Annotated in this window: 25 protein-coding genes, 4 tRNA genes and 1 riboswitch; of the genes, 21 read left to right on the top strand and 8 right to left on the bottom strand. The window is 54.5% G+C overall.

What is annotated here, in order from left to right; translation table 11 throughout:
* Window positions 1-386 precede the first annotated feature (386 nt).
* Window positions 387-1,064: a histidine phosphatase family protein gene (locus LVJ78_RS11545; protein ID WP_132953479.1), complete on the bottom strand. Its 678-nt coding sequence runs from the start codon at window positions 1,062-1,064 to the stop codon at window positions 387-389.
* Window positions 1,065-1,279: 215 nt separating this feature from the next.
* Here LVJ78_RS11545 and grxC point away from each other — a divergent pair, with 215 nt between their 5' ends.
* The 5 genes from grxC (at window position 1,280) to LVJ78_RS12485 (ending at window position 5,061) form a co-directional block, all read left to right on the top strand.
* Window positions 1,280-1,540: a glutaredoxin 3 gene (grxC, locus tag LVJ78_RS11540; RefSeq protein WP_132953478.1), complete on the top strand. Its 261-nt coding sequence runs from the start codon at window positions 1,280-1,282 to the stop codon at window positions 1,538-1,540.
* A gap of 75 nt (window positions 1,541-1,615) precedes the next feature.
* Complete coding sequence (gene secB / locus LVJ78_RS11535; RefSeq protein ID WP_132953477.1) at window positions 1,616-2,053, top strand: protein-export chaperone SecB; 438 nt, start codon at window positions 1,616-1,618, stop codon at window positions 2,051-2,053.
* A gap of 290 nt (window positions 2,054-2,343) precedes the next feature.
* Complete coding sequence (gene mgtE, locus LVJ78_RS11530; RefSeq protein ID WP_132953476.1) at window positions 2,344-3,780, top strand: magnesium transporter; 1,437 nt, start codon at window positions 2,344-2,346, stop codon at window positions 3,778-3,780.
* A 267-nt stretch (window positions 3,781-4,047) separates the two neighbouring features.
* Window positions 4,048-4,869, top strand: coding sequence for a peptide chain release factor N(5)-glutamine methyltransferase (gene prmC, locus LVJ78_RS11525; protein ID WP_132953475.1), 822 nt, complete (start codon window positions 4,048-4,050; stop codon window positions 4,867-4,869).
* A 60-nt stretch (window positions 4,870-4,929) separates the two neighbouring features.
* On the top strand, window positions 4,930-5,061 hold the full coding sequence (locus LVJ78_RS12485; RefSeq protein WP_279387851.1) for a hypothetical protein: 132 nt from the start codon (window positions 4,930-4,932) through the stop codon (window positions 5,059-5,061).
* A 338-nt stretch (window positions 5,062-5,399) separates the two neighbouring features.
* Here the strand turns inward: LVJ78_RS12485 and thiC are convergent, their stop codons facing one another.
* From thiC to def, 7 genes are all read right to left on the bottom strand, one after another.
* A complete protein-coding gene (gene thiC / locus LVJ78_RS11520; RefSeq protein WP_132953474.1) occupies window positions 5,400-7,271 on the bottom strand; it encodes a phosphomethylpyrimidine synthase ThiC in 1,872 nt (623 codons plus the stop codon).
* Window positions 7,272-7,372: 101 nt separating this feature from the next.
* Window positions 7,373-7,466: riboswitch (TPP riboswitch) on the bottom strand.
* 159 nt (window positions 7,467-7,625) lie between these two features.
* On the bottom strand, window positions 7,626-8,912 hold the full coding sequence (locus LVJ78_RS11515; protein ID WP_132953473.1) for a sigma-54-dependent transcriptional regulator: 1,287 nt from the start codon (window positions 8,910-8,912) through the stop codon (window positions 7,626-7,628).
* Complete coding sequence (locus tag LVJ78_RS11510) at window positions 8,899-11,025, bottom strand: sensor histidine kinase (protein WP_132953472.1); 2,127 nt, start codon at window positions 11,023-11,025, stop codon at window positions 8,899-8,901. Before LVJ78_RS11510 ends, LVJ78_RS11515 begins: the two co-directional genes overlap by 14 nt.
* A 2-nt stretch (window positions 11,026-11,027) precedes the next feature.
* Entirely contained in the window at window positions 11,028-11,630 is a 603-nt protein-coding gene (locus LVJ78_RS11505) for a DUF4390 domain-containing protein (protein WP_132953471.1), read from the bottom strand.
* A complete protein-coding gene (rsmB, locus tag LVJ78_RS11500) occupies window positions 11,596-12,855 on the bottom strand; it encodes a 16S rRNA (cytosine(967)-C(5))-methyltransferase RsmB (protein WP_132953470.1) in 1,260 nt (419 codons plus the stop codon). Before rsmB ends, LVJ78_RS11505 begins: the two co-directional genes overlap by 35 nt.
* Window positions 12,852-13,775: a methionyl-tRNA formyltransferase gene (gene fmt / locus LVJ78_RS11495; protein WP_132953469.1), complete on the bottom strand. Its 924-nt coding sequence runs from the start codon at window positions 13,773-13,775 to the stop codon at window positions 12,852-12,854. The genes rsmB and fmt overlap by 4 nt, the downstream gene beginning before the upstream one ends.
* A 23-nt stretch (window positions 13,776-13,798) precedes the next feature.
* Window positions 13,799-14,302, bottom strand: a complete 504-nt coding sequence (def, locus tag LVJ78_RS11490; protein WP_132953468.1) for a peptide deformylase — start codon at window positions 14,300-14,302, stop codon at window positions 13,799-13,801.
* A 176-nt stretch (window positions 14,303-14,478) separates the two neighbouring features.
* On the opposite strand from def, the gene LVJ78_RS11485 reads away from it, so the two are divergent.
* From LVJ78_RS11485 to rplJ, 16 genes are all read left to right on the top strand, one after another.
* Window positions 14,479-15,759 carry a LysM peptidoglycan-binding domain-containing protein gene (locus LVJ78_RS11485; RefSeq protein ID WP_132953467.1) on the top strand — a complete coding sequence of 427 codons (1,281 nt, stop codon included), beginning with the start codon at window positions 14,479-14,481 and terminating at the stop codon, window positions 15,757-15,759.
* Between the two features lie 130 nt (window positions 15,760-15,889).
* The gene (dprA, locus tag LVJ78_RS11480; protein WP_132953466.1) at window positions 15,890-17,071 is read left to right on the top strand and encodes a DNA-processing protein DprA; all 1,182 of its coding nucleotides are present in this window, start codon (window positions 15,890-15,892) and stop codon (window positions 17,069-17,071) included.
* A gap of 24 nt (window positions 17,072-17,095) precedes the next feature.
* Window positions 17,096-17,551: a DUF494 family protein gene (locus LVJ78_RS11475; protein ID WP_132953538.1), complete on the top strand. Its 456-nt coding sequence runs from the start codon at window positions 17,096-17,098 to the stop codon at window positions 17,549-17,551.
* Window positions 17,552-17,764: 213 nt separating this feature from the next.
* A complete protein-coding gene (gene topA / locus LVJ78_RS11470; protein WP_132953465.1) occupies window positions 17,765-20,077 on the top strand; it encodes a type I DNA topoisomerase in 2,313 nt (770 codons plus the stop codon).
* Between the two features lie 59 nt (window positions 20,078-20,136).
* The gene (gene rsmD / locus LVJ78_RS11465) at window positions 20,137-20,700 is read left to right on the top strand and encodes a 16S rRNA (guanine(966)-N(2))-methyltransferase RsmD (protein WP_132953464.1); all 564 of its coding nucleotides are present in this window, start codon (window positions 20,137-20,139) and stop codon (window positions 20,698-20,700) included.
* Window positions 20,701-20,815: 115 nt separating this feature from the next.
* The gene (locus tag LVJ78_RS11460; RefSeq protein WP_132953463.1) at window positions 20,816-21,067 is read left to right on the top strand and encodes a YfhL family 4Fe-4S dicluster ferredoxin; all 252 of its coding nucleotides are present in this window, start codon (window positions 20,816-20,818) and stop codon (window positions 21,065-21,067) included.
* Window positions 21,068-21,163: 96 nt separating this feature from the next.
* Window positions 21,164-21,247: transfer RNA gene (locus LVJ78_RS11455), tRNA-Tyr, on the top strand.
* A 35-nt stretch (window positions 21,248-21,282) separates the two neighbouring features.
* Window positions 21,283-21,356 (top strand) — tRNA-Gly (locus LVJ78_RS11450).
* Window positions 21,357-21,376: 20 nt separating this feature from the next.
* Window positions 21,377-21,451, top strand: a tRNA-Thr gene (locus LVJ78_RS11445).
* Between the two features lie 52 nt (window positions 21,452-21,503).
* Window positions 21,504-22,694 (top strand): elongation factor Tu, encoded by a 1,191-nt coding sequence (gene tuf, locus LVJ78_RS11440; protein ID WP_244802573.1) that lies wholly within the window; start codon window positions 21,504-21,506, stop codon window positions 22,692-22,694.
* Between the two features lie 7 nt (window positions 22,695-22,701).
* Window positions 22,702-22,777 (top strand) — tRNA-Trp (locus LVJ78_RS11435).
* Between the two features lie 57 nt (window positions 22,778-22,834).
* Window positions 22,835-23,272, top strand: coding sequence for a preprotein translocase subunit SecE (gene secE / locus LVJ78_RS11430; protein ID WP_132954789.1), 438 nt, complete (start codon window positions 22,835-22,837; stop codon window positions 23,270-23,272).
* Between the two features lie 2 nt (window positions 23,273-23,274).
* Window positions 23,275-23,808: a transcription termination/antitermination protein NusG gene (nusG, locus tag LVJ78_RS11425; RefSeq protein WP_132954790.1), complete on the top strand. Its 534-nt coding sequence runs from the start codon at window positions 23,275-23,277 to the stop codon at window positions 23,806-23,808.
* A 122-nt stretch (window positions 23,809-23,930) separates the two neighbouring features.
* Window positions 23,931-24,362: a 50S ribosomal protein L11 gene (gene rplK / locus LVJ78_RS11420; protein ID WP_132954791.1), complete on the top strand. Its 432-nt coding sequence runs from the start codon at window positions 23,931-23,933 to the stop codon at window positions 24,360-24,362.
* Window positions 24,362-25,057: a 50S ribosomal protein L1 gene (gene rplA, locus LVJ78_RS11415; protein WP_132954792.1), complete on the top strand. Its 696-nt coding sequence runs from the start codon at window positions 24,362-24,364 to the stop codon at window positions 25,055-25,057. The genes rplK and rplA overlap by 1 nt, the downstream gene beginning before the upstream one ends.
* A 226-nt stretch (window positions 25,058-25,283) precedes the next feature.
* A complete protein-coding gene (gene rplJ, locus LVJ78_RS11410; RefSeq protein WP_132954793.1) occupies window positions 25,284-25,784 on the top strand; it encodes a 50S ribosomal protein L10 in 501 nt (166 codons plus the stop codon).
* Window positions 25,785-25,799 lie beyond the last annotated feature (15 nt).

Here is a 25,799-nt window from a genome sequence, read left to right as displayed (position 1 = left end):
AATCAAATTGGATAAAGTCTGAGCCCGATAATGTTTTATTTAGTATGATATGTAATTATAATTTATGTATCATTAATGTTGTTTTTAGTTACTTCAGCAGGGCGTTAGCCGTGTTGTAAGTTCATCATAATGTCAAAAAATTTACATTGCAAATGAATATTAAATAAACTTAAAGAATATAATTTATTGTTTATATAGTGAATATTTTTATCGTTTTAATTGAATGGCATTAAGTTCCAATATTTTACGATATTTAAAATTTTATATGATATTTTAATAAATAAATCGAATTTATTAGAATTTGTTTATATTTAAACAAAAAAACCGCCATTTTGTGGCGGTGAGTATAGCGGGGCGGTGGTGCGTGCCGGAGTGTGGTAAACAAGCTAAAGCAAACTGAATGAAGTATCACCTATGGATTGAATCACCCACATGCCGTTTTGATGGTGCAGGCGGCTCACCGAAGCGTTGGGCACGCTTTGATAGAGGATGCTTTGCGCATCAATCATTTTTAAAATGGTGGTGATGGCGATGCCGTGCGACACCAACAGCGCGCGCCCGTTGTGCGGTGTGCGTGCGATTAATTCATCCAAGCCTTGTTGCAGGCGGGCGCTGAATTGGGCTTCGGTTTCGGCCAGCCCCAAAGGGTCGAGCGCGTGCACACTCTCGGCAATCAGGTTGCGCTCGCCGTGGCGGTAGGCGGCGAGCCAGTTTTCGGTGCTGGGCAGGCCGCGATAAGCGGTGATTTTATCGTGCACAATGTGTGTTAACTCGCCTTCAAAGCCGCCGAAGCAATATTCGCGCAAATCGGGCAATGAAACCAGCGGCAGGCCGGCTTGGCCGCTGTGGTTTAAAATCAGCCGGGCGGTGTCGACGGCGCGCGGGCTGGTGCTGCTGAAAGCGGCATCGAAGGTGATGCGCTGCTGCTCAAGCCCGCGGCCGAGGTTTTCCGCCACTTGGCAGCCTTCGGGCGTGAGTGGCGAATCGCTCCAGCCTTGCAGCCGGCCGGTGGTGTTGAACACGGTTTTGCCGTGGCGCACTAAATAAAGTTCGAGTGTTTTCATGGTTGATAAACCTGATAAGTTTTAAGAAAGCGTAGTTTTAAGAAAGAGTAGGATGAGGCCGTCTGAAACGATGCGGCTTTTCAGACGGCCTGCGGTGCGGCGTGCGCTTATTATATACGCTTGCGCAGCGTTTGCCGGTTTGCGCCTCCGGCTATTGCAAAAGCGGCCGTTTATCCCCATATCGGCGCAATAATATTAATGGCAGGATTTAATCCATGCAGCCGGTTAAAATGTATAGCGGCCCGTTTTGCCCTTATTGCACCATGGCCAAGCAGTTTTTGAAATCTCAGGGCGTGACTGAAATCGAAGAAATCCGGGTGGATAAAAATCCGCAGGATTACGCCCAAATGCAGGCGCTTAGCGGCCAACGCAGCGTGCCGCAGATTTTTATCGGACAAACCCATGTGGGCGGCTTCACCGATTTGTATGCCCTGCACCGAGCGGGCGGGCTGGCCTCGCTTTTGGCGGGCGATTGATGCCATAATGTGAAATGAATGTTGTTCCCTTTTGCTGTGTTGACGCAGCCTAACTTTTAAACAGGAAGAAATTTTATGAGCGAAGAATTGCAACCCGTGTTCAGCATCGAGAAGCTGTATGTGAAAGATATGTCGTTGGAAGTGCCACATGCGCCGAAGATTTTTCTGGAGCAGGGCGAGCCGGAAGTAGATATGCGCGTGTCTACCGAGAGCACCAAACTGGAAGACGAATTTTATGAAGTGTCGGTTACCGTAACCGTAACCGCCAAGCTCGAAGACGGCCGCGTGATGTTTTTAAACGAAGTGGCCCAAGGCGGCATTTTCCGTTTGGCCCATATTCCGGAAGAAGACATGCAGCTTTTGCTGGCTGTGGCCTGCCCGAATATTTTGTTCCCTTATGCGCGTGAAGCCGTGTCGGCCACCATCACCCGCGCAGGCTTCCCGCCGGTGCTGTTGGCGCCGATTAATTTCGAAGCCATGTATCAGCAAAGCGTGACCGAAGGCAACGCTTAATCTTGTATGAAAGTTGTGGCAACAGGCCGTCTGAACGTTTCAGACGGCCTGTTTGTTTTTGAGCCAAAATATTGCCGCGTGATGAAATGTGAGCAGACCCTGGCGATAAAGCATTGGTAAGGCCGGCCGAAAGGTGTAAAATACGCCCCGTTTCCAACTCAAGCCCTGCACCGCGCAGGCACGCATCATGGACCTTCCCAGTTCATTAACCTTACCGATTTCATCCACACACGGCCACGCCGTCTGATCCCGCCGGATATTGCGCCCGCAATCAGGCGGGCGGAGTATTTATGAGCACCCAAGCAGAATCTGTTACCCAAAGCGATGTCGACCGCCTGCCGCTCGATATCGAACGCATCCACGAGCTGGCCGAAGCGCTGCTGCCCGTGTCCGAGCAGATCGACGCCGATTTGCCGGTGGAAGATCGCAAGCTCAATGCCAAGCTGGTTGAGCTGATTGCCATTTTGCACGAATTGCACCCGGCCGACGTGGCCGGCCTGCTCGAATCGCTGCCACAGAAAGAGCGCGCGCTGGTGTGGCATTTGGCCGCGCCCGAAGAAGACGGCGAAGTGCTGCTGGAAGTGTCGGACGCGGTGCGCGAAACCCTGATTGAAACCATGGACCAGCAAGAATTGCTGGCCGCGGTGGATGATTTGGATGCCGACGAATTGGCCGAATTGGCCGCCGATTTGCCGCACGAAGTGGTGTATGAAGCGCTGAAAACCCGCGATGAAGAAGAGCGCGCGCAAGTGGCGGCGGCGATGTCGTTTGAAGACGGCCAAGTGGGCGCGATTATGGATTTCGAATTGGTGAGCATCCGCGCCGATGTGGCTTGCGAAGTGGTGCTGCGCTATCTGCGCCGCTTCGAGAGCCTGCCCGACCACACCGACAAAATTTTCGTGGTAGACGATAACGATGTGCTCAAAGGCGTGCTGCCCGTGCGCAAGCTGCTGGTGGCCGACCCCGAAGAGCGGGTGGAGAATGTGATGGCCACCGATGTGGTGCGCTTTCGCCCCGAAGACGATGTGGAAGAAGCCGCGCTGGCGTTTGAGCGCTACGACTTGGTTACCGCGCCAGTGGTCGATGCCAATAAAAAGCTGATCGGCCGCATCACCATTGATGAAATGGTGGACGTAATCCGCGAAGAATCCGAAGCCGATATGTTGAACATGGCCGGCTTGCAGGAAGAAGAAGATTTGTTTGCGCCGATTTGGGATTCGGTGAAAAACCGCTGGATGTGGTTGGCGATTAATTTGTGCACCGCCTTTATCGCCAGCCGCGTGATCGGCGCTTTTGAAGGCTCGATTGCCAAAATCGTGGCGCTGGCCGCCTTAATGCCGATTGTGGCCGGCATCGGCGGCAATTCGGGCAACCAAACCATCACCATGATTGTGCGCGCTATGGCCATGGGGCAGCTTTCCGGCTCGCAAGCGCGGCGGCTGCTGAAAAAAGAAGTGGGCGTGGCGCTGGTAAACGGCTTGATTTGGGGCAGCGCGATGGGGCTGATTTCATGGCTGCTTTACGACAGCCCCGGCATCGGCTTGGTGATGGTGGCCGCGATGACGCTCAATCTTTTGCTGGCCGCCACCGTGGGCGTGTTGATACCGGTGGCGATGGAAAAAGCCGGCCGCGATCCGGCCTTGGGCAGCTCGGTGCTGATTACCGCGGTAACCGATTCGGGCGGCTTTTTGATTTTTCTGGGGCTGGCAACGATCTTTTTGCTGTAGCGCCGTGGCAGTTGGTTTCTTGCATTTAACTATAGGCCGTCTGAAAAAGATTTACGGTTTTCAGACGGCCTTTTATAGTGAAATGCATCAAAAATGGCTACAAACGGCAGCTTGGCTTGTCAACCCAAGCAAACCAATCTATGTCGGTGCGATTTTCTACTCAGTAGCCATTTTTCTTTAATGCCACTATATAAAAATAAAACAATTATCATAAAATAATCATCGTTTTACACGCTTTGTTTAACCCACCGATAAAGGCCGTCTGAAATGGCAAACACGCTTGAAAACTGGCTGCGCGCCGCGCCGCTGCCGCTGCCGGAAGCGCGCATTTTGTTGCAGCATTGCACCGGCCTGAGCCGCGCCCAGCTGCTCACCCGCGGGCGGGATGCGCTTGACGGGGAAAACGAAGCTGCATTGTCTGCGCTGGTGCAGCGGCGTTTGGCCGGCGAGCCGATGGCTTATATTGTGGGCGTGCGCGAGTTTTACGGCCGCACTTTTATCGTGAATGATGCGGTGCTGATTCCGCGCCCCGAAACCGAGCACTTGGTGGAAGCCACGCTGGCACGATTGCCGCCGCAAGGCCGGCTGTGGGATTTGGGCACGGGCAGCGGCGCGGTGGCGGTAACGGTGGCGCTGGAGCGCCCCGATGCGCATGTGCGTGCTTCCGACATCAGCGCAGATGCGCTGGCGGTGGCCGCTCGAAATGCGGCTTCGTTGGGCGCAAAGCTTGAATTTGCGCAAGGCTCGTGGTTTGCGGTGGACAGGCCGTCTGAAACACAGGTTTACGATGTGGTGGTGTCCAACCCGCCCTATATCGAAGCGGGCGATGTGCATTTGCAGCAAGGCGATTTGCGCTTCGAGCCGCAGCAGGCGCTCACCGATTTTAGCGATGGCTTAAGCTGCCTGCGCGCGCTGGCAGAAGGTGCGCCGCATGTTTTGAAAGCCGGCGGCTGGCTGTTGCTGGAACACGGCTACAATCAGGGTGAAGCTGCGCGCGCGCTGTTGGTGCAGCACGATTTTGTCGAAGTGGCCACGCTGCCCGATTTGGCCGGGCTCGATAGAATCACCTTGGGGCGCAAACCCGCATAATGCAGACGGGCGCGCTTTGGTTTATGATGAGGCCGTCTGAAACTTTTAGGAGCAAACCACATGAAAAAAAGCTTATTGGCGCTTGCTGCCCTTGCATTGCTGGCCGCTTGTGCCGGCAGCGGCACGGGCAACACGCAGATGTATGGTGAAATCAAGGGCGGCGTGGAGAGCAGCCGCACCACCGTGAAATAATTGCATCATCAATGATAAGGCCGTCTGAAAGCAAAGTTTCAGACGGCCTTATCATATGAGCACAAACAAAAAACACAATTGATGGTTTCGAGGCCGTCTGATACCCATTCTAAAAAATAATATACAAACAGGCAGCCCGTAGGTCGGATTCTTGAATCCGACACTTGTTCGTAGAACAAGCCACGCACATCGCTTTGGCCGATGGCCAAACGTCGGATTCAAGAATCCGACCTACGCGGTTGGTGCTATCGAACTGCTTTTATTTTGTAAGGTTATTTTTTGGATTGGTATGAAACTTTGCTTTCAGACGGCCTCGGGCTTATGCGGTTGAAATATGTTTACCGATAAATCTTGCCGCCTTGCTGCACAAATTCCACCGCTTTTTCCTGCATGCCTTTTTGTGCGGCGGCATAATCGCGCACTTCCTGCGTGATTTTCATCGAGCAGAATTTGGGGCCGCACATCGAGCAGAAATGGGCGATTTTTGCGCCTTCGGCGGGCAGGGTTTGGTCGTGGTAGCCCTCGGCGCGTTCGGGATCGAGGCCTAAGCGGAACTGGTCGCGCCAGCGGAATTCAAAGCGTGCTTTGCTCAAAGCGTTATCCCGCAATTGCGCGCCCGGCCAGCCTTTGGCCAAATCGGCGGCATGGGCGGCGATGCGGTAGGTGATGATGCCGGTGCGCACGTCTTCTTTATCGGGCAGGCCCAGATGCTCTTTGGGGGTAACATAGCAGAGCATGGCCGTGCCATACCAGCCGATATTGGCCGCGCCGATGCCGCTGGTGATGTGGTCGTAGCCCGGCGCAATGTCGGTAACGAGCGGGCCCAAAGTGTAAAACGGCGCTTCAAAACAATGTTGCAGCTCTTCGGTCATGTTTTGCTTCACCCGTTGCAGCGGCACATGGCCGGGGCCTTCAATCATCACCTGCACATCGTGCTGCCACGCTTTGGCGGTGAGCTCGCCCAAGGTGTGCAATTCGCCGAATTGCGCTTCATCGTTGGCGTCGGCAATGCAGCCGGGGCGCAGGCCGTCGCCCAGCGAAAACGACACATCATAGGCTTTCATGATTTCGCAAATGTCGTCGAAATGGGTGTAGAGGAAGTTTTCCTGATGGTGCGCCAAGCACCATTTGGCCATAATCGAGCCGCCGCGCGACACAATACCGGTGAGGCGCTCGGCGGTGAGTGGCACATAGCGCAGCAACACGCCGGCATGAATGGTGAAATAATCCACGCCCTGTTCGGCCTGCTCGATTAAAGTGTCGCGAAACAAATCCCAGCTTAAATCTTCGGCCACGCCGCCCACTTTTTCCAGCGCCTGATAAATCGGCACTGTGCCGATGGGCACAGGTGCATTGCGGATAATCCATTCACGCGTTTCGTGAATGTGCGCGCCGGTAGACAAATCCATAATCGTGTCTGCCCCCCAGCGCAGCGACCACACCATTTTTTCCACTTCTTCGGTGAGCGATGAAGTAACCGCCGAGTTGCCCAGATTGCCGTTGATTTTCACGCGGAAATTGCGGCCGATAATCATCGGCTCCAGCTCGGGGTGGTTGATGTTGGCGGGGATAATCGCGCGGCCTGCCGCCACTTCGCTGCGCACGAATTCGGGCGTGATTTGGTCGGGATGGTTGGGAATATTGGCGCCGAAGCTTTGGCCGGCGTGCTGGCGCAGCAGCTTTTCATAGCGCGCATCACGCATCAGCTCATCGAGCTTCATACGCTCGCGCAGCGCCACAAATTCCATTTCCGGCGTGATGATGCCGCGGCGCGCATAATGCATTTGAGTCACGTTTTTGCCGCTTTGGGCACGCAGCGGGCGGGTGATTTGGTTGAAGCGCAGGTGGGCTGTTTGCGGGTCGTGCGCGCGCGCTTGGCCGTATTCGCTCGATAATCCGGCCAATTGCTCGGTGTCGCCGCGCTCGGCAATCCAGGTGCCGCGCACATCGGCGAGGCCTTGCTTGAGGTCGATTTCGGCATTCGGGTCGCCATAAGGGCCGCTGGTGTCGTAAACCGGAATCGGCGGATTGGGCTCGCGGCCTTGTGCAAACACGGTGTCGTCTTGCCGGATTTGCCGCAGCGGCACACGCATGTCGGCGCGGCTGCCGGACAGATAGATTTTGTCGGAATTCGGATAGGCAAATTGAATGCCCAAATCGTGGGAAAGCTGATCGAGCTGCTGCGATTCGGTGGGCTTGGCGGTGGTCATAAAAATGCTCCTGTTTCTCGGGGTGGCAATCGGGAAACAGGAGCGTGGTGTTTGGGTTTCAGACGGCCTTGTGTTTGGTTGCTGCTTGAGGCCGTCTGAAAAAAACTACGCTGAAAACTCCCCACGCAAGTATTATCTTGTTCGGGTGTAAGGGTCACTCTCAGCCGCCGTGTGGCAGCACCCCTGTTTCATGCGCGTTGATTAAAGCACAGATTGCAGCGGGTGGCAATTTGATGGGCGCTTGCAGCTGCTTGGTGTGGACAAGGTTGCGTGATGATGAATGAAGTTGGCAGCAAAAGGCCGTCTGAAACGATTTCAGACGGCCTTTTGCTGCCACTTTTTGCTGCGTAAAGATTACTCTTCGCCGTTTTTGTCGCTGCCTTGGCGGCGTGAGAAATTGATGCCCAATTGCTTGAGCTTGCGGTAAAGGTGGGTGCGCTCCAGCCCCACTTTTTGCGCCACCCGGCTCATGTTTTGGCCTTCTTGGGCGATGTGGTATTCAAAATAGCGCCGTTCCAGCTCTTCGCGCAATTCGCGCAGCGGCATGTTGAAATTGAAGCCGCCCACGATTTCGGTGTTGGTATTGGGGGTGAATTGGCCGAGGATATTGTTGACGGCCTGCTCGCCCACTTCATCGTTGTCGGCGGTGAGCGCCAGGTTTTTCACAATGCTGCGCAATTGGTCGAGATTGCCCGGCCAATCGTATTGGCGCATGATGTTGAGCGCAGCGGTGCTGAATTTTACCAGCGGAATTTTTTGGGTTTCGGCCAGCTCGGTCACGATTTGGTTCACCAAAAACACAATATCGTCGGGCTGGCTGCGCAAAGGCGGAATGCCGACGGTGAAGGCCGCGAGCGTGGCCAAAAGCTTGCCGTCTTGATTGGGATTTTCCGCCAGCTCGGCCAGCGTGCGGCTGCAGGCGCAGATAATGCGTACGTTGTAGCGCTCGGCTTTGGTGAGCAAAAAGCCGATGCCTTGCTGGATATTTTTGCTGTTTTGGGCAATATCGCCCAAATAAAGAATGCCGCCGCCGGCTTTTTGCAGCAAATCGAGCGGAATATCTACGATATGCTCGGTTTTTCCGGGTTCCACCCAAGCGGTGCCGTTTTTGTGGAAATAGCGCGCCACCAATTCGAAAGGCGAGCCGGTTTCGCCGGCGAGCAGCACGGGAGTGTTTTGCTTGGCCGAGCGCTCGAGCGCGCGGTTGAGCTCTTGAATGGCGGGGCTGTTGCCCAGTTTGTCGAGCGAGAGGCCGGATGCGGCCTGCATTTCGCCATATTTGAGGGCGCGGTCTACCGTGGAGAGCAGCTTTTGCAGCGCAATTGGCTTTTCGAGAAAATCGAGCGCGCCGATTTTGGTGGCTTCAACGGCGGTGTCGATGCTGGCATGCCCGCTCATCATCACCACGGGCATATTGAGCTGGCCGTTTTTCGCCCATTCTTTGAGCAGGGTGATGCCGTCGCAATCGGGCATCCAAATATCGAGCAACACCATGGCCGGCCGGGTTTGGTGCCGCAGCTGGCGGGCTTCTTCTGCGTTTTCGGCCAAGGCTACGGTGTAGCCTTCGTCTTGCAGGATTTCCGACAGGAGATCCCGGATACCGATTTCATCGTCTACAATTAAAATATCACTGCTGCGCATAAGTTTCTACCAATCGGGGTAAGGCGATTTTCACACACGCGCCGCCCTGGGCTGAGTTGCTCAGGCTGATGCGGCCGCCGTGTTCTTCTATTATCTTCTTCACCACCGGCAAGCCCAGGCCGGTGCCGGTGGGTTTGTCGGTGACATAAGGCTCAAAGGCGTGATGCAATATGTCTTTACTGAAGGCTTTGCCGTTGTTGGACACCGTCAGCACGACATTTTGCTCGTCAGAGCGGGTTTCGATGTGAACATGTGGTGATGGGTCTTCTTCTGCGGCTTCTGCTGCGTTTTTGAAAATATTATGCAATACCTGGCGCATGGCACCGGTATCGGCAGCAATCCACAACGGTATATTACTTAAATTAGCAGAGAATGTACACGAACTGCCTTCATATAATAAGAGTACTTCTTCTGTTATCTGGTTTAAATCGGTGTTTTCGAGCTTGAGCGCGGGTGAGCGCGCATAGTTGCGGAAGGCTTCTACCATCTCTTTCATTGCCGTTACTTGCTTCACGATGGTGTCGGTGGAGCGGGTGAGCATTTGGGCATCGGCTTCGTTTAATTTGTCATGCAATTTCCATGCCAAACGTTCGGCAGAAAGCTGGATGGGCGTGAGCGGGTTGCGGATTTCATGCGCCAGCCGCTTGGCCACTTCGCCCCAAGCGGCATCTTTTTGCGCACGCACCAAGGCGGTGATGTCGTCAAACACCATCACAATGCCGTTGCCGTTGTCATCGGGCAGCACGGTGGCCTTGGCCAGCAAAATGCGCGATTCGTCGGGCGCAGCATAAGTGAGCTGCACCGGCTTGCCGCTGCCGGCGGTGTCGATAATGGCGGCAAAGGTTTCGGCCAAAATGGCTTGCTGCGGCGATTGGTGCGTCCAGTCATACCAATTGCTGCCGAGCATGTGCGAGAGCGAAGTGCCGAGTATGGCTTCGGCGCTGTGGTTGTAGGTTTTCAGACGGCCTGTGTCGTCTACGGTGATCACGCCGCTGGTGAGGCTTTCCAGCACGCATTCCAGATAATGGCGCGCGGCTTCCTGCTGCACTCTGTTGCGCTCGGCCGCGCTTTGGGCGATGGAGAGCTGCTCGGTCATGTGGTTGAACAAATGGGTGAGGCGGCCTAATTCGTCGTTGCGGAAAATCGGCCGTTTTTGCGAAAAATCACCTTGCGCCACCGCGCGTGCGCCTTCGGCCAGCGATAAAATCGGCTCAACGAAGCGGCGGGCGAAATAAAGCGCCCACACCAAAGCCAGCATAATCGCCAGCAGGGTGGCGGCCAGCAAAGTCACCAGAAAAAAGGTGCGCAGGCCTTGCTGGGCGTAGCTCAATTCGGCGTATTTGGCGCGGGCCGCTTCAATCAGCGAGGCATCTTTGGCCACGTTGGCCGGAATGGGTTGGCGGAAAAACAAGACGGTTTGCTGCGCGTTGTGTTCGGTGAGCATCAGCCAACCTTGTGCATAAAGCACGTTGTTGATGCTTTCGATGCTGCGTGCGGAGCCGGCTTGGCTGAGCAGCTCGCGGGTGTGTTTGTCGGGCTCGGGAGCGGGCAGGCGCTGCGGATTGCGCTCGGCTTCGATGCGGCCGTTGTTCAGATTATAGAGCGCAAGTTGGCTGAATTCGGCGGCGCCGGCGGCTTGCGGCAAGGCGGCGGCCAAATCGTTGCCGAGTGAAGCGGAGCTGATTAATTCGATTTGTATGGCGGTGGCGCGGCGCACCGTGTTGTCGAGCGATAAATTCAGCGCGGATTTACTCAGATTGAGGCTGCGCTCGAGCGCTTCTTGGGTGTCGTTGCCAAACCACGAATCGATGCTGTTGGTGATGAATTGTGCCGACACGCCGAAAAGAAACATGCCCGGTAGCACGGCCACCAAGGTAAACATGCCGGCCAGCCGCCGCGCGATTTGCGAGCCGAATATGCCGCGGCGGCTGTCGCGCATCAAAAGCCACGCATAGCGCATCAACACCGCCAGCAAGCCGCCGATCAAGATGCCGGCTGCGGCGAGAATCCACCAGAAATAATCGGCCAGCTTGCTGCTGTTGCCGGTGGCGATGGTGAGCATGTAGAGCGACACCATGGCAAGGAAAACGGCCACAATCAGAAAGCGCCGCATGATTATTCCTGTGAAATGGTTAAGGTTTTCCAGCCGGAATCAAGCTGCCAGCTTTTGGAAGTGAGTGCGTTGATTTGAAAGGGCTTGGGCAGCTGCGCGGTGCTGAGCATCAGGCGGATTTCGGCGCGTACGCTCTGCGCACCGGTGCCGCCCAAGGCGCCTTCGGGCAGCACTTTCCAGTTGGCAATGGCGCCTATGCCGCGCAAGGCGGTGTCCAGCGTGTTGTATTCGGTGGAAAAAGTGCCCACGGTGACGCGGTAGCGGCCGGTGAGCGGGTGATAGGAGAGCCTGTATTGCACATTGCTGTCGCTGCTGCCGACGATTTGGCCGAGCTTGAAGCGGTAGGCGGCGGTGGTGGGGGCGGAGAGCTGGTAGCTGAGGGTGAAGGTGAGCGGCACGCCCTGGGTGAGCGCTTGCTTGAGCTGGTCGGGCAGATCGGTTTGGAAGCGGCTGCTGATGGAAAGCTGGCCGCTGCCGGTGAGCTTGGCTTGGGCGCGGGTCGTGTTGATGCCTTCTGCGGCCGTCTGAAAAGAAATCAGCAGCAGAAGCGGCAAAATGAGCAGTGTGTGTTTACTGCTTTTGAATAAGCGCGTAATAAAAGCCATCTTGGTGCTTGTTGGGCAGCAGCACATGCGATTCGAGCAACCGGGCATCGGCATGGCGGGTTAGAAAATGCTGCAGCTGCTGCGCGTTTTCTTCTTCGAAAATCGAGCAGGTGGCCAGCAGCATGCGGCCGTTTTTTGTCAGGGTGTGCCATAAAGCGTCGAGCAGCGCCACTTGCTGGCGGGCGGTTTTGGCTGCATCGCCGGCTCGGCGCAGCCATTTGATGTCGGGGTTGCGGCGCACCACGCCCGAGGCGGTGCAGGGTAGGTCGGCCAATATGGCGTCAAACGATTTGCCATCATACCATGCGTTTAAATCTTGTGCGTCGGCGCAGGCCAAGGTGGCCGTCTGAAAGCCCAATCGGTCGAGATTGCTTTGCACACGTGCCAAGCGCTCGGCATCAATGTCGAGCGCGGTAAGCTTGCAATCGGCCAGCTCCAAAAGGTGGCCGGTTTTGCCGCCGGGCGCGGCGCAGGCATCGAGAATGCGCTCGCCATCTTGCGGGTTGACCAAATAGGCGGCTTTTTGGGCGCCGAAATCCTGCACCGACACAAGGCCGTCTGAAAAGCCCGGCAGCTGTGCCACGGGCAGCGGCTCGGCCAGTTGCACGGCATAATCGTCGAGCGCTTTGGCGGCGATACCGGCTTCGGCCAGCGCGGCCAGATAGCTTTCGGCATTGCCGCGGCGGCGGTTGACGCGAAGTGTCATCGGCGGGTGCGCCTGCAGGGCGGTGAGGATGTTGTGCCAATGCTTGGGATAATGGCTGTGCAGATAATCCACCCACCATTCGGGCAGATTGTATTTGGCGGTGTTGTCTTTTTGACAGGCAGCGGCAAGCTTTTCGCGCTCGCGCAAAAAGCGGCGCAAAATGGCGTTGGCAAACGCGCGGTATTGGCCTTTGCCGATTTTGGCGATGCTCTCTACCGCTTCGTTAACCACGGCGTGCGGTGCGTTGCGGGTGTGGTGCAATTGATACATGGCCGCCAGTAGCAGGCTTTCTAGCTGGGCGTTGTTGATGGGCTTGTTGAGCATTTGCGCCAGCATAAAGCGCAGGCTGCCGGCATAACGCTGCACGCCGTAGGCGATGTCTTGCAGTGCGCCGTTTTCCTGCACGGTGAGGTCGGGGTGGGCAGCGCGGATGTCGGCCAGCACGTCTTGCAGGTTTTTGCCGTCGGCCACGGCGGCGATGCTTTGGGCAGCCAATTGTTGGGCGCGAGCCATGCTCATAATGGGGTGCCTTTTTCGATGTGGCGGCCGGCGGCAAAAGCCGCAACGGGCATGCGTTTGCTGCCGGCGGGTTGCAATTCGGTGATGTTGAGTGCGCCTTCGCCGCAGGCTACGATGAGGCCGTCTGAAGAAATGGCCAGCACTTCGCCGGCGCGGCCGCTTTGTTCCACCGCCTCCGCCTGCCAGATTTTCAGCGGCTGGTTTTGATATTCCACCCACGCGCCGGGTACGGGGTTGAAGGCGCGGATTTTGCGCTCGATGATGAGGGCGGGTTGGTTCCAATCGATTTTGGCTTCTTCTTTGCTGAGCTTTTGTGCGTAAGTGATGCCGGTTTGCGGCTGCGGGCTGGCGTTCAGACGGCCTGTTTGTTGTAATTGTTGCAAATCTGCAACAATTGCTTGTGCGCCTAAATCGGCAAGCGCATCGTGCACATCGGTGGCCGTGTCGGTGTTTTTAATGGCGTAGCGGTGGGTGCTCACCACGGCGCCGGTGTCGAGGCCGGCATCCATCTGCATGATGCACACGCCGGTTTCAGCGTCGCCGGCTTCGATGGCGCGCTGTATCGGGGCGGCACCGCGCCAGCGCGGCAGCAGCGAGGCGTGGATGTTGAGGCAGCCGTGCGCGGGCGTGTCGAGCACGGCTTGCGGCAGAATCAGCCCGTAGGCGGCCACCACCATCACGTCGGCATTTTGGGCGCGCAAAAGGGCTTGTGCTTCTTCGTGGCGCAACGATGTGGGCTGGGCGATGGCCAAGCCCAATTCAAGCGCGGCTTGCTTTACCGGGCTGGCCTGAAGCTGCATGCCGCGGCCTTTGGGGCGGTCGGGCTGGGTGAGCACCAGCAAAATCTCGAAGCCCGCAGCGGCAATGGCGCGCAATGCTTGGGCAGCAAAATCGGGCGTGCCCGCGAAAATCACTTTCATATTTAATAGGCCGTCTGAAAAGGTTATAGATCGTGCTTGGCACGTTTTTTTAATTTGGTTTTGATGCGGTTTTGCTTCAGCGGGGAGAGATATTCCACAAACACTTTGCCCAGCAGGTGGTCGAGCTCGTGCTGGATGCAGATGGCCAAAAGGCCGTCGGCTTCGAGGGTGAATTTTTCGCCTTTTTCGTTGCAGGCTTCCACGGTTACGCGCTCGGCGCGGGTGACGGTGTCGTAAATGCCGGGCACCGACAGGCAGCCTTCTTCGTAGGTGGTTTCGCCGTCTTTATGGGTGATCACGGGGTTGATAAACACGCGCGGCTCGTTGTGTTCTTCGGTGAGATCCATCACCACCACGCGCTCGTGCACGTCTACCTGGGTGGCGGCCAAGCCGATGCCGTGCGAGGCATACATGGTTTCCAGCATATCGGCCGCCAGCGTTTGAATGCGCTCATCAATCTGCGCCACGGGTTTGGCCACGGTGTGCAGGCGCTCGTCGGGATATTTGAGGATGTTGAGTAAAGCCATATTAAGTTTCTCTATGTAATGGTGATGTGTGGCGCTTTAAAACTATGATATTGGTAATATTCGGTGTTAAAATGCAAAGATAATTGATTGGGGGCGGGCAAGCGGCCATGCGGCGGCTTGCTGATTATTTACTAAACTAAATTGATGACAATTCAAATCATTTTCAAGGGGACGTCATGCAGAAACGTATTATAACCTTGCTTTGCGCCGTTGGCTTGGCAATTTCCATGCCCGCATTGGCCGCAGGGCTCAAGTTGCGCCCGGATGCGCCGGCGCGTTATGTGGTGCAGCCCGGCGACACGCTGTGGAAAATTTCAGGCCGCTATCTTTACAGCCCGTGGCAGTGGAGCCGCCTTTGGGGGGCAAACCGCAGCGAAATCCGCAACCCGCATCTGATTTATCCGGGCCAAGTGCTGGCTTTGAGCTATGTAAACGGCCAGCCGCGCCTGGGTTTTGAAGGTGCGGCCGCTTATCAAGACGGCATTCCCGTGGTGAAGCTCACGCCGCGCGTGCGCGAAATGTCTGCCGGCTACGGCATTCAAACGGTGAATGTGAATTTCTACCGCATGTTTATGCAGCATCCGCAGGTGATTCCTCAATTGCAAACGCAAGATGCGCCCAAGTTAATCGAAGGCCCCGACAGCCGTATGCTTTATAGCCGCGGCGATCGTGTTTATGCTTATGGTATCAAAGAGCCGGGGCGCTATTTGGTGTATCGCGCCAATAAAGATATTGTCGACCCCGATACGCATAAATTTCTCGGCCAGGAAGTGGTGTTCAGCGGCATTGTGAGCACGCTGCCTTATACCAACAGCGCGTTGGATGCGCGCAGCGAGAAAGATGCGGCTTATTTGCCAGAGGGCGAATATTACACCCGCGAGCATCCTTTGCTGAAAGTGCCGACGCAAACCGCGCAGCCGATGGTGGTGGAAGAGGCGGTGTCGGAAATCCGCAAGGGCGATTTTTTGCTGAAAATGACTGATGAAGGCGACAGCTTCCGCATGATGCCGCATGCGCCCAACCGCCATATCGATGCCAAAGTGGTGTCGATTTTCGACGGTATCGGCGAGGCCGGCCAGTTTCAAACCATCACGCTCAATCGTGGCGAAGCGGCGGGCTTGGAAAAAGGCACGGTGTTGAGCCTTTACAAACGCAGCCGCCAGGTGCAGGTGGATTTGGAAGAGGGTGCGAAAGGGCGGCGCAGCGTGGTGAAATATGTGTCGATTCCGGCTGAAGAAGTCGGCTTGGCCATGGTTTACCGCGTCAGTGAAAATCTGGCATCGGCGATTATTCTCGAGAGCAAAACCAATATCAACATCGGCGATGCCGCATCCGAGCCGGGTCGTGATTTGGACAATATGGCAGAAGACAGGCCGCATGCGCCCAATGTGCCGCAAGATTCGCACAGCCACGAGTTTAACCAATACAATATCCACAGCAATATCGATCCTTATTGATGTTTGCATCATTATGAAGGGCAGGCCGTCTGAAACGCAGGGTTTCAGACGGCCTTTGTGTTGTGTTAGATAAAATTTTGTCATAAGATGAAATAATAACCAAGAAAACTATAAAATTAAGGGGGGGAAAATGGAGAGGAATGAACACGAGCGTTTGGCTTGGCTGCAACTGGCATTCACGCCTTATATCGGCGCAGAAAGCTTTTTGGCGCTGCACCGGCATTTCGGCAGCGCCCGTGCCGCGCTGGCCGCGCCTGTGGATGCCGTGCGCGGACTATTGTGCCAAAAGCAGGCCTTGCGCGATTGGGGGCGCGATAATCCTTTGGCCTTGAAAGCGGTGGAAGCAGCGCTGAATTGGGAAGCGCAGCCCGATTGCCGCTTAATGCTGCTGAGCGATGAAGATTTCCCGCTCATGCTCACCGAGGGCATCACACCGCCGCCGGTGTTGTTTTTGCGCGGCAATACCGCCTTGCTGCAACGGCCGGCGGTGGCTGTGGTGGGCAGCCGTCATGCCACGCCGCAAGCCTTGCGCATTGCCCGCGATTTCGGCGAAGCCATCAGCGAGCAGGAAATTGCCGTGGTGTCGGGCATGGCGGCCGGCATCGATGCGGCGGCGCATCAGGGTGCATTGGCCGGTGCGGGCGGCACGATTGCGGTGTGGGGCACGGGCATCGACCGCATTTACCCGCCGGCCAACAAAAATCTGGCCTACCAAATTGCCGAACGCGGCCTGATTGTGAGTGAATTCCCGCTCGACACCCGTCCTTTGGCCGGCAATTTTCCGCGTCGCAACCGCATTATCGCCGCTTTGGCGCAAGCCGTGCTGGTGGTGGAAGCCGCACCCGAATCCGGCTCGCTGATCACGGCCAGGCTGGCCGCAGAAATGGGGCGCGAGGTGATGGCCGTGCCCGGCTCGATTGATAATCCGCACAGCAAAGGCTGTCACAAGCTGATTAAAGAGGGCGCAAAATTGGTGGAATGCCTCGACGATATTTTGCAAGAATGTCCGCAACTGTTGCAAAAAGCGCCCTTGTCATCATATTCTATATATAAAGAGCGCAACGAAAGCTCAGCCGCAGATGCAACCGAGCCGCTTCAAACAGCCGAGAGGCCGTCTGAAACGATGGATGAAAGCGGGAAAGATGAGCTGCTCGCAGCCATGGGCTACGACCCGGTGCACCCCGACAGCCTGGCGCAAAGCTTGGGTCTGCCGGCAGCAGATGTGTATGCTAGGCTGCTCGAGCTGGAGCTTGACGGCCAAATCGCCGCCATGACAGGCGGCCGCTACCAACGAATCAAAAAGAAAGCATAAATGAAGGAACCCATCATGGCCGAAATGGCAGAAGTCATCGCCTTTTTAATCGAGCACTATCAAGATTTCGACGACTGCCCGCCGCCGGACGATTTAGGGCAGATTTTGGAAGATGTCGGCTTTGACGATGTGCAGATCAACAACGCGCTGATGTTGTTGGCGGTGTTGTCTGATAACGAAGAATCTGCGGTGCAGGCTTACCGCAGCGATGCTTTGCGGGTGTATACGCCCGAAGAGCAAGATGCCTTGCCGCAAGAAGTGATCGGCCTGCTGCATTTTCTGGAAAATGCCGATGCCATCAACGGCGAGCAGCGCGAATTCGTCATACACGCTCTGCTGCACATGCCGCCTGACGAAATCACGGTGGATATGGCCAAAGTGCTCACCTTGCTGGTGTTGTGGGCACACAAATCGGAGCTGCCGGTGTTGATCGGCGATGATTTGATGATGGCGCTGCACGGCGTGTCCACCATGCATTGATGGCAAATATGTGAAAGATAAAAAGGCCGTCTGAAAACGTTCAGACGGCATTCATAAAAACAAATAAATTTGAGCAACACATCTGTTCAGACGGCCTATAGGCTCTGTTTGCCATTCATCCCGCGCTAAAAGATTGCCGTGAGATAAATGATGAATAGGCCTTGGAAAACAGGCCGTCTGAATCCCAACCCAATATATTCATAGAGAACGGATATGGCCAAAAACCTCTTGATTGTCGAGTCGCCTTCCAAAGCCAAAACGCTGAAAAAATACCTGGGCAGCGAGTTTGAAATTTTAGCCTCCTACGGCCATGTACGCGATTTGGTGCCGAAAAACGGCGCTGTCGACCCCGATAACGATTTCGCCATGAAATACGAGCTGGTGGCGCGCAACATCAAACACGTCGATGCCATCGTGGCCGCCGCCAAAGAAGCGGAAAACCTTTATCTCGCCACTGACCCGGATAGAGAAGGCGAAGCCATTTCATGGCATTTGCAGGAAATTTTGAAATCCAAACGCGGCCTGAAAAACCTCAAGCCGCAGCGGGTGGTGTTTCACGAAATCACCAAAAATGCCGTGCTCGATGCCATCGCCCATCCGCGCGCGCTGGAAGTGAATCTGGTTGATGCCCAGCAGGCGCGGCGCGCGCTCGATTATCTGGTCGGCTTCAATTTGTCGCCCTTGTTGTGGAAAAAAATCCGCCGCGGCTTGAGCGCCGGCCGCGTGCAAAGCCCTGCTCTGCGCCTGATTTGCGAGCGCGAAAACGAAATCCGCGCTTTTGAAACGCAGGAATACTGGACGCTGCATCTCGACAGCCACAAAGGCCGCAGCAAATTCACCGCCAAGCTGATTCAATACAAAGGCGACAAGCTCGAGCAATTTTCCCTGCCCGATGAAACATCGCAAGCCGATGTGTTGAAAGCATTGGAAGGTAAAGAAGCGCAAGTGGCCGCCGTAGAGAAGAAAAAGCGCAGCCGCAACCCCGCCGCGCCGTTCACCACCTCCACCATGCAGCAAGATGCCGTGCGCAAGCTGGGCATGACCACCGACCGCACCATGCGCACCGCGCAGCAATTGTATGAAGGCATCGATGTGGGACAGGGCGCTATCGGCTTGATTACCTATATGCGTACCGACAGCGTGACCCTTTCCGACGAAGCGCTCACCGAAATCCGCCACTATATCGAAAACAAAATCGGCAAAGATTATCTGCCCGCATCGGCCAAGCAATACAAAACCAAATCCAAAAACGCCCAAGAAGCGCATGAAGCCATCCGCCCGACTTCCGTATACCGCACGCCCGAGAGCGTGAAACCGTTTTTGAGCGCCGACCAATTCAAGCTTTACCAAATGATTTGGCAGCGCACCGTGGCCTGCCAAATGACGCCGGCCAAATTCGACCAAACCACCGTCGATATCGCCATGGGCGAGGGCATTTTCCGCGTCACCGGCCAAGTGCAGACCTTTGCCGGCTTTCTGAGTGTGTATGAAGAGGGCACCGATGAGAGCGACGAAGACGAAGACAACAAAAAACTGCCCGAAATGAAAGAGGGCGAAGTGCTGCCCGTGGATGCGCTCTACGGCGAGCAACACTTCACCAGCCCGCCGCCGCGCTACAACGAAGCCACGTTGGTGAAAGCGTTGGAAGAATTCGGCATCGGCCGCCCGTCCACCTATGCTAGCATTATTTCCACGCTCAAAGACCGCGAATACGTCACCCTTGAGCAAAAACGCTTTATGCCCACCGACACCGGCGATATTGTCAACAAATTCCTCACCGAGCATTTTGCCCAATACGTCGATTACCATTTCACCGCCAAGCTCGAAGACCAGCTCGACGACATTGCCAGCGGCAAGCGCCAATGGGTGCCGGTGATGAGCCAGTTTTGGAAAGGCTTCGATAAGCAGGTGAAAGAAAAAGAAGGCATAGAGCGCGCCAAAATCACCACCGAAGAGCTGGAAGAAATCTGCCCCAAATGCGGCAACCACAAGCTGCAAATCAAATTCGGCAAACGCGGCCGCTTTATCGCCTGCTCGGGCTACCCCGATTGCGACTACACCCGCAATGTGGGCGAAACCGCCGAAGACGCGGCCAAAGAAGCCGAAGAGCCGACCATAGTCGAAGGCCGTTTCTGTCCCAAAGACGGTGGCCAGCTGGTGTATAAAAAAGGACGTTACGGCAAATTTATCGGCTGCGCCAACTACCCGAAATGCAAACATATCGAGCCGCTCGAGCCGCCCAAAGACACCGGCGTAGGCTGCCCGCAATGCAAAAAAGGCCAGCTGATCGAGCGCAAAAGCCGCTACGGTAAGCTGTTTTACAGCTGCAACACCTACCCCGACTGCAACTACGCCACCTGGAACCCGCCGATTGCCGAAACCTGCCCCAACTGCGGCTGGCCGGTGCTCACCATCAAAACCACCAAACGCTGGGGCGTAGAAAAAGTGTGTCCGCAAAAAGAATGCGGCTGGAAAGAGCAAATCGAACCGCCGGCACCGAAAGGCGCAAAAACGGACGAAGCGTGATAAAAGGCCGTCTGAAAATACTTTCAGACGGCCTTGTTTTATATGAATGAGCAAAATAAATGAAACACAATAAACATCAAAACCAAGTGCGCATCATCGGCGGCACGCACCGCGGCCGTAAGCTGGGTTTTGCCGATGCCGAAGGCTTGCGCCCCACGCCCGACATGGTGCGCGAGAAAGTGTTTAATTGGCTGGGGCAGGATTTAACCGGCAAAAACGTGCTGGATCTGTTTGCCGGCAGCGGTGCATTGGGGCTGGAGGCGGCTTCGCGCCGAGCTGCTAAAGTGGTGATGGTGGAAAGCAACCGCCAAACCGCTCGTTCATTGCAACAGGCGGCGCATACGCTAACCTTGCCGCAAGTTGAGATTGTGTGTTCAGACGGTCTGACTTATTTAAATCAAACGCAACAGCACTTTGATGTAGTGTTTTTAGATCCGCCGTTTGCTTGGCAGCAATGGCCGCAACTGTTTGATTTATTGGCAGGCCGTCTGAATCACGGCGCGATGGTTTATGTGGAAGCCGGCAAGTTGCCCGAGCGGCCGGCCGGGCTGCTTCCCTATCGGGAAGGCAAAGCCGGCATGAGTAGGTTTGAATTATTGCTCTATAGCCAAGTGGCTGAATAAAAAAGATTTAAGAATTATTCTCAAAGTGCAAAGGATGATAAAGCCGCTGCCGGCAAAACAGATTATGTTATAATTCGCCGTTAACGGTTTTGAACACACACATAAAGGAAAAGCAATGTCACTCTTTATTACCGATGAGTGCATCAACTGCGATGTCTGCGAGCCGGAATGCCCGAACGATGCCATTTATCAAGGCGAAGAGATTTATGAAATCAATCCCAATCTGTGCACCCAGTGCGTCGGCCACTATGACGAGCCGCAATGCCAGCAGGTGTGCCCGGTGGACTGTATTTTGATTGATGAAGAGCATCCTGAAAGCCCGGATGAGCTGCAAGCTAAATACGAACGCCTTGTTGCGGAAAAATAAATATTTAAAATTATTGCCTTGCAAATTTATTTTAAAAAAATAAAAAAAGGCGCTTGACGGAACGCAATCAGGTCTATACTATTGCGTTTCTCTTTTGGAGGGATTCCCGAGCGGCCAAAGGGGGCAGACTGTAAATCTGTTGCGTAAGCTTCGAAGGTTCGAATCCTTCTCCCTCCACCAAAATCCAATCTTATATTGGAGCAGAGAAAGTAAGTGCGGGTGTAGCTCAATGGTAGAGCAGAAGCCTTCCAAGCTTACGGTGAGGGTTCGATTCCCTTCACCCGCTCCATTAAGGTATGACACAATTAAGCCCATGTAGCTCAGGGGTAGAGCACTCCCTTGGTAAGGGAGAGGTCGGCAGTTCAATTCTGCCCATGGGCACCATCATTATTATATTTTTCAACCCAAACTAAAGCTTAGGATAGGAAGAATTGCCATGGCTAAAGAGAAATTCGCGCGGAACAAACCGCACGTAAACGTTGGCACCATCGGTCACGTTGACCATGGTAAAACCACATTGACCGCAGCATTGACCACCATTTTGTCTAAAAAATTCGGTGGCGCGGCCAAAGCCTACGACCAAATCGACAATGCCCCGGAAGAAAAAGCCCGCGGCATCACCATCAATACCTCACACGTAGAATATGAAACCGACGGCCGCCACTACGCCCACGTAGACTGCCCGGGTCACGCCGACTACGTAAAAAACATGATTACCGGTGCTGCCCAAATGGATGGCGCGATTTTGGTGTGCTCGGCCGCTGACGGCCCCATGCCGCAAACCCGCGAGCATATCCTGCTGGCCCGTCAAGTAGGCGTGCCCTACATCCTCGTGTTTATGAACAAATGCGACATGGTTGACGACGAAGAGCTGCTGGAATTGGTTGAAATGGAAATCCGCGACCTCTTGTCAAGCTACGACTTCCCCGGCGATGACTGTCCGATCATCAAAGGCTCAGCCCTGAAAGCCCTGGAAGGCGACACCAGCGAAATCGGCGAAACCGCCATTTTCGCCTTGGCCGATGCCCTGGACAGCTATATCCCCACGCCCGAGCGTGCCGTAGACAAACCTTTCCTGCTGCCGATTGAAGACGTGTTCTCAATCTCAGGCCGCGGCACCGTGGTAACTGGTCGCGTAGAGCGCGGCATCATCCACGTAGGCGACGAGATTGAAATCGTAGGCTTGAAAGACACCCAAAAAACCACCTGCACCGGTGTTGAAATGTTCCGCAAACTGCTGGACGAAGGCCAAGCAGGCGACAACGTAGGCGTGCTGTTGCGCGGTACCAAACGTGAAGACGTAGAGCGCGGTCAAGTATTGGCCAAACCGGGCACCATCACCCCGCACACCAAATTCAAAGCCGAAGTGTACGTATTGAGCAAAGAAGAGGGCGGTCGTCACACCCCGTTCTTCGCCAACTACCGTCCGCAATTCTACTTCCGCACCACCGACGTAACCGGCGCGGTAACCTTGGAAGAGGGCGTAGAAATGGTAATGCCGGGTGAAAACGTGGCCATCACAGTAGAGCTGATTGCCCCGATCGCCATGGAAGAAGGCCTGCGTTTCGCGATTCGCGAAGGCGGCCGCACCGTAGGCGCCGGCGTGGTTTCTTCTGTAATCGCTTAAAGTTTAGAGGCCAGTAGCTCAATTGGTAGAGTATCGGTCTCCAAAACCGAGGGTTGGGGGTTCGAGACCCTCCTGGCCTGCCAAATAAAAACTAACCGGCTTGGTGCCGGTTAGTTTTTTACTGTATTGAGAGATATAAAATGACTAACCATACCCCTCATGAAAAAGACCTGAAGCCCAAGGCGCTGGCCCGGGTGGAAGCGCAACATGAGGCGCAAAAAACCAAAGCGGCCGATGTTGTGAAGCTGCTGATTGCTGCTGCGTTGGTGGTTGGCGGCATTTGGGCGTTTTATGCTTTACCCGGTCAGCCTGTGTATGTCCGTGCGGCTTTGCCGGTAGTAGGCGTGGCTTTGGCTGTGTTGATTGTGTTTTACTGGTGCGATTTCGGCCGTCGTTTGGTTCGATATGTTCGCGACTCTGTTGCCGAGTTTAAGAAAGTAGTTTGGCCGCCACGCAAGGATGCTATGCGCATGACCATGTTTGTGGTGGCTTTCGTGGCTGTGTTGGCGCTGTTTATTTATGCGGCAGATAGCCTGATTTCATGGTTGTTTTATGATGTATTGTTGAAGAGGGGATAAAAATGTCCAAACGTTGGTATGTTGTGCAGGCTTATTCCGGCTTTGAAAAAAACGTTCAGAAAACCTTGAAAGAGCGTATTGCTCGAGAAGGTATGGATAATTATTTCGGTCAGGTTTTGGTGCCTGTCGAGGAAGTGGTTGATATTAAAAACGGCCGCAAAACCATCAGCGAACGCAAATTCTTTCCCGGTTATGTGTTGGTTGAAATGGAAATGACAGATGATTCTTGGCATTTGGTGAAAAGCACGCCGCGCGTGTCCGGGTTTATCGGTGGTAAAGCCAACCGCCCGCAGCCGATTTCTCAGCGTGAAGTGGATGCCATTTTGCAACAAGTGAAGTCCGGTGTTGAGAAACCCAAACCGAAAGTGGAATTTGAAGTCGGCCAGCAAGTGCGTGTGAATGAAGGCCCGTTTGCCGACTTTAACGGTGTGGTGGATGAGGTTAATTACGAGCGCAACAAGCTGCGCGTGTCTGTGCAGATTTTCGGTCGCGAAACACCGGTTGAGTTGGAGTTTAGCCAAGTCGAAAAGGTTTAAAGCAACACTTTTGCAAGAGAGTGTTTGTTTTGCTTGAAAAAAAATCAAGGCGGCTTTATAATTATCGGCTTGTTTTCTGGGGAGCGAATATTCGCGTTATACCCGTTATTTAGGAGCTACAAGTGGCAAAAAAAATCGTCGGCTATATTAAGCTGCAGATCCCTGCAGGTAAAGCCAATCCTTCTCCTCCCGTAGGCCCGGCTTTGGGTCAGCGCGGTTTGAATATCATGGAATTCTGTAAAGCATTTAATGCTGCAACCCAAGGCATGGAGCCGGGTTTGCCGATTCCGGTGGTGATCACTGCATTTGCAGACAAATCATTCACTTTTGTGATGAAAACCCCGCCTGCATCTATTTTATTGAAAAAAGCGGCCGGTCTGCAAAAAGGCAGCGCCAATCCGCTGACCAATAAAGTGGGTACCGTTACCCGTGCACAGCTGGAAGAAATCGCCAAAACCAAACAGCCGGATTTGACCGGTGCGGATTTGGATGCGTGTGTGCGCATTATCGCGGGCAGCGCCCGTTCAATGGGCCTGGATGTGGAGGGCGTATAATGGCTAAAGTATCTAAACGCTTGAAAACCTTGCGTGCTTCTGTTGAAGCCAATAAATTGTATGCAATTGATGAAGCCATCACTTTGGTAAAAGGTGCTGCCACCGCCAAATTCGATGAATCGGTTGATGTTTCTTTCAATCTGGGTGTGGATCCGCGTAAATCAGACCAAGTGATTCGTGGCTCTGTTGTATTGCCCAAAGGCACCGGTAAAACCACCCGCGTAGCGGTGTTTACCCAGGGTGCCAATGCGGATGCCGCTAAAGAAGCTGGCGCGGATATCGTGGGCTTTGAAGATTTGGCTGCCGAAGTGAAAGCCGGTAATCTGAATTTTGATGTGGTGATTGCTTCTCCGGATGCTATGCGCATTGTGGGTCAATTAGGCACTATTTTGGGTCCGCGCGGCCTGATGCCGAACCCGAAAGTGGGCACGGTTACACCGAACGTGGCTGAAGCCGTGAAAAACGCTAAGGCAGGTCAAGTGCAATACCGCACCGATAAAGCCGGTATCGTGCATGCCACCATCGGCCGTGCTTCTTTTGCCGAAGCTGATCTGCGTGAAAACTTTGATGCGCTGCTGGATGCGGTGGTGAAAGCCAAGCCGGCTGCCGCTAAAGGCCAGTACCTGAAAAAAGTAGCTGTTTCCAGCACCATGGGTTTGGGTGTGCGTGTGGATACTTCCAGCGTAAACAGCTAATCGTATTCTTCAGGCGGCCTTCACTTGGAGAGGCCGTCTGTTGTGGGCTACTTGAATTTTAAGTAGATGTCCAAGACCGTAGGGATCTTTACGATTTAATTGCTTGCACCCTACGCAGACGGTAGTCCTGAATCAAACAAGTCACTTGTGAAATGTCAATTTAGGTTGCCGCGCTGGTGGAATGCCGTTATCGGTATTTCTTTTGTTAAACAGTGGGAGGTAGACCTTGAGTCTCAATATTGAAACCAAGAAAGCAGCCGTAGAAGAGATTGTTGGCGCGATTGCCAATGCTCAAACTATGGTGATTGCTGAGTATCGCGGTATCAGTGTTGCCAACATGACTGAGCTGCGTGCCAATGCGCGTAAAGAAGGCGTATATTTGCGCGTTCTGAAAAACACATTGGCCCGTCGCGCAGTAGAAGGCACTTCGTTCGCTGCATTGGCAGACCAAATGACAGGTCCGCTGGTATATGCTGCGTCTGAAGATCCGGTTGCTGCAGCAAAGGTATTGCATCAATTCTCGAAAAAAGATGACAAAATTGTTTTAAAAGCAGGTTCTTACAACGGCGATTTGCTGAGTCAGGCTCAAGTGGCCGAGCTGGCATCTATCCCGAGTCAAGAAGAATTGCTGGCGAAACTGCTTGGTGTTATGCAGGCGCCTGTTTCAGGCTTTGCACGTGCGCTGGCTGCTTTGGCGGCCAAGCAAGCAGAAACCGAAGCAGCTTGATAATTTTGCATTAAT

Source organism: Uruburuella suis (assembly GCF_022870845.1).
GTDB lineage: Bacteria > Pseudomonadota > Gammaproteobacteria > Burkholderiales > Neisseriaceae > Neisseria > Neisseria suis.
Note: the sequence above shows the minus strand (reverse complement) of the source record. Positions and strands in the feature narration are given on the sequence as shown.

Excerpts from the sequence above, each read along its gene's own strand:
- LVJ78_RS11475 (WP_132953538.1), top strand. The coding sequence starts at position 17,096 with ATGGCAGAAGTCATCGCCTTTTTAATCGAGCACTATCAAGATTTCGAC.
- tuf (WP_244802573.1), top strand. The coding sequence starts at position 21,504 with ATGGCTAAAGAGAAATTCGCGCGGAACAAACCGCACGTAAACGTTGGC.
- secB (WP_132953477.1), top strand. The coding sequence starts at position 1,616 with ATGAGCGAAGAATTGCAACCCGTGTTCAGCATCGAGAAGCTGTATGTG.
- prmC (WP_132953475.1), top strand. The coding sequence starts at position 4,048 with ATGGCAAACACGCTTGAAAACTGGCTGCGCGCCGCGCCGCTGCCGCTG.
- fmt (WP_132953469.1), bottom strand. The coding sequence starts at position 13,775 with ATGAAAGTGATTTTCGCGGGCACGCCCGATTTTGCTGCCCAAGCATTG.
- LVJ78_RS11460 (WP_132953463.1), top strand. The coding sequence starts at position 20,816 with ATGTCACTCTTTATTACCGATGAGTGCATCAACTGCGATGTCTGCGAG.
- LVJ78_RS11510 (WP_132953472.1), bottom strand. The coding sequence starts at position 11,025 with ATGCGGCGCTTTCTGATTGTGGCCGTTTTCCTTGCCATGGTGTCGCTC.
- topA (WP_132953465.1), top strand. The coding sequence starts at position 17,765 with ATGGCCAAAAACCTCTTGATTGTCGAGTCGCCTTCCAAAGCCAAAACG.
- rplA (WP_132954792.1), top strand. The coding sequence starts at position 24,362 with ATGGCTAAAGTATCTAAACGCTTGAAAACCTTGCGTGCTTCTGTTGAA.
- secE (WP_132954789.1), top strand. The coding sequence starts at position 22,835 with ATGACTAACCATACCCCTCATGAAAAAGACCTGAAGCCCAAGGCGCTG.
- LVJ78_RS12485 (WP_279387851.1), top strand. The coding sequence starts at position 4,930 with ATGAAAAAAAGCTTATTGGCGCTTGCTGCCCTTGCATTGCTGGCCGCT.
- LVJ78_RS11515 (WP_132953473.1), bottom strand. The coding sequence starts at position 8,912 with ATGCGCAGCAGTGATATTTTAATTGTAGACGATGAAATCGGTATCCGG.
- def (WP_132953468.1), bottom strand. The coding sequence starts at position 14,302 with ATGGCTTTACTCAACATCCTCAAATATCCCGACGAGCGCCTGCACACC.
- rsmD (WP_132953464.1), top strand. The coding sequence starts at position 20,137 with ATGAAACACAATAAACATCAAAACCAAGTGCGCATCATCGGCGGCACG.
- mgtE (WP_132953476.1), top strand. The coding sequence starts at position 2,344 with ATGAGCACCCAAGCAGAATCTGTTACCCAAAGCGATGTCGACCGCCTG.
- nusG (WP_132954790.1), top strand. The coding sequence starts at position 23,275 with ATGTCCAAACGTTGGTATGTTGTGCAGGCTTATTCCGGCTTTGAAAAA.
- LVJ78_RS11505 (WP_132953471.1), bottom strand. The coding sequence starts at position 11,630 with ATGGCTTTTATTACGCGCTTATTCAAAAGCAGTAAACACACACTGCTC.
- dprA (WP_132953466.1), top strand. The coding sequence starts at position 15,890 with ATGGAGAGGAATGAACACGAGCGTTTGGCTTGGCTGCAACTGGCATTC.
- grxC (WP_132953478.1), top strand. The coding sequence starts at position 1,280 with ATGCAGCCGGTTAAAATGTATAGCGGCCCGTTTTGCCCTTATTGCACC.
- thiC (WP_132953474.1), bottom strand. The coding sequence starts at position 7,271 with ATGACCACCGCCAAGCCCACCGAATCGCAGCAGCTCGATCAGCTTTCC.
- LVJ78_RS11545 (WP_132953479.1), bottom strand. The coding sequence starts at position 1,064 with ATGAAAACACTCGAACTTTATTTAGTGCGCCACGGCAAAACCGTGTTC.
- LVJ78_RS11485 (WP_132953467.1), top strand. The coding sequence starts at position 14,479 with ATGCAGAAACGTATTATAACCTTGCTTTGCGCCGTTGGCTTGGCAATT.
- rsmB (WP_132953470.1), bottom strand. The coding sequence starts at position 12,855 with ATGAGCATGGCTCGCGCCCAACAATTGGCTGCCCAAAGCATCGCCGCC.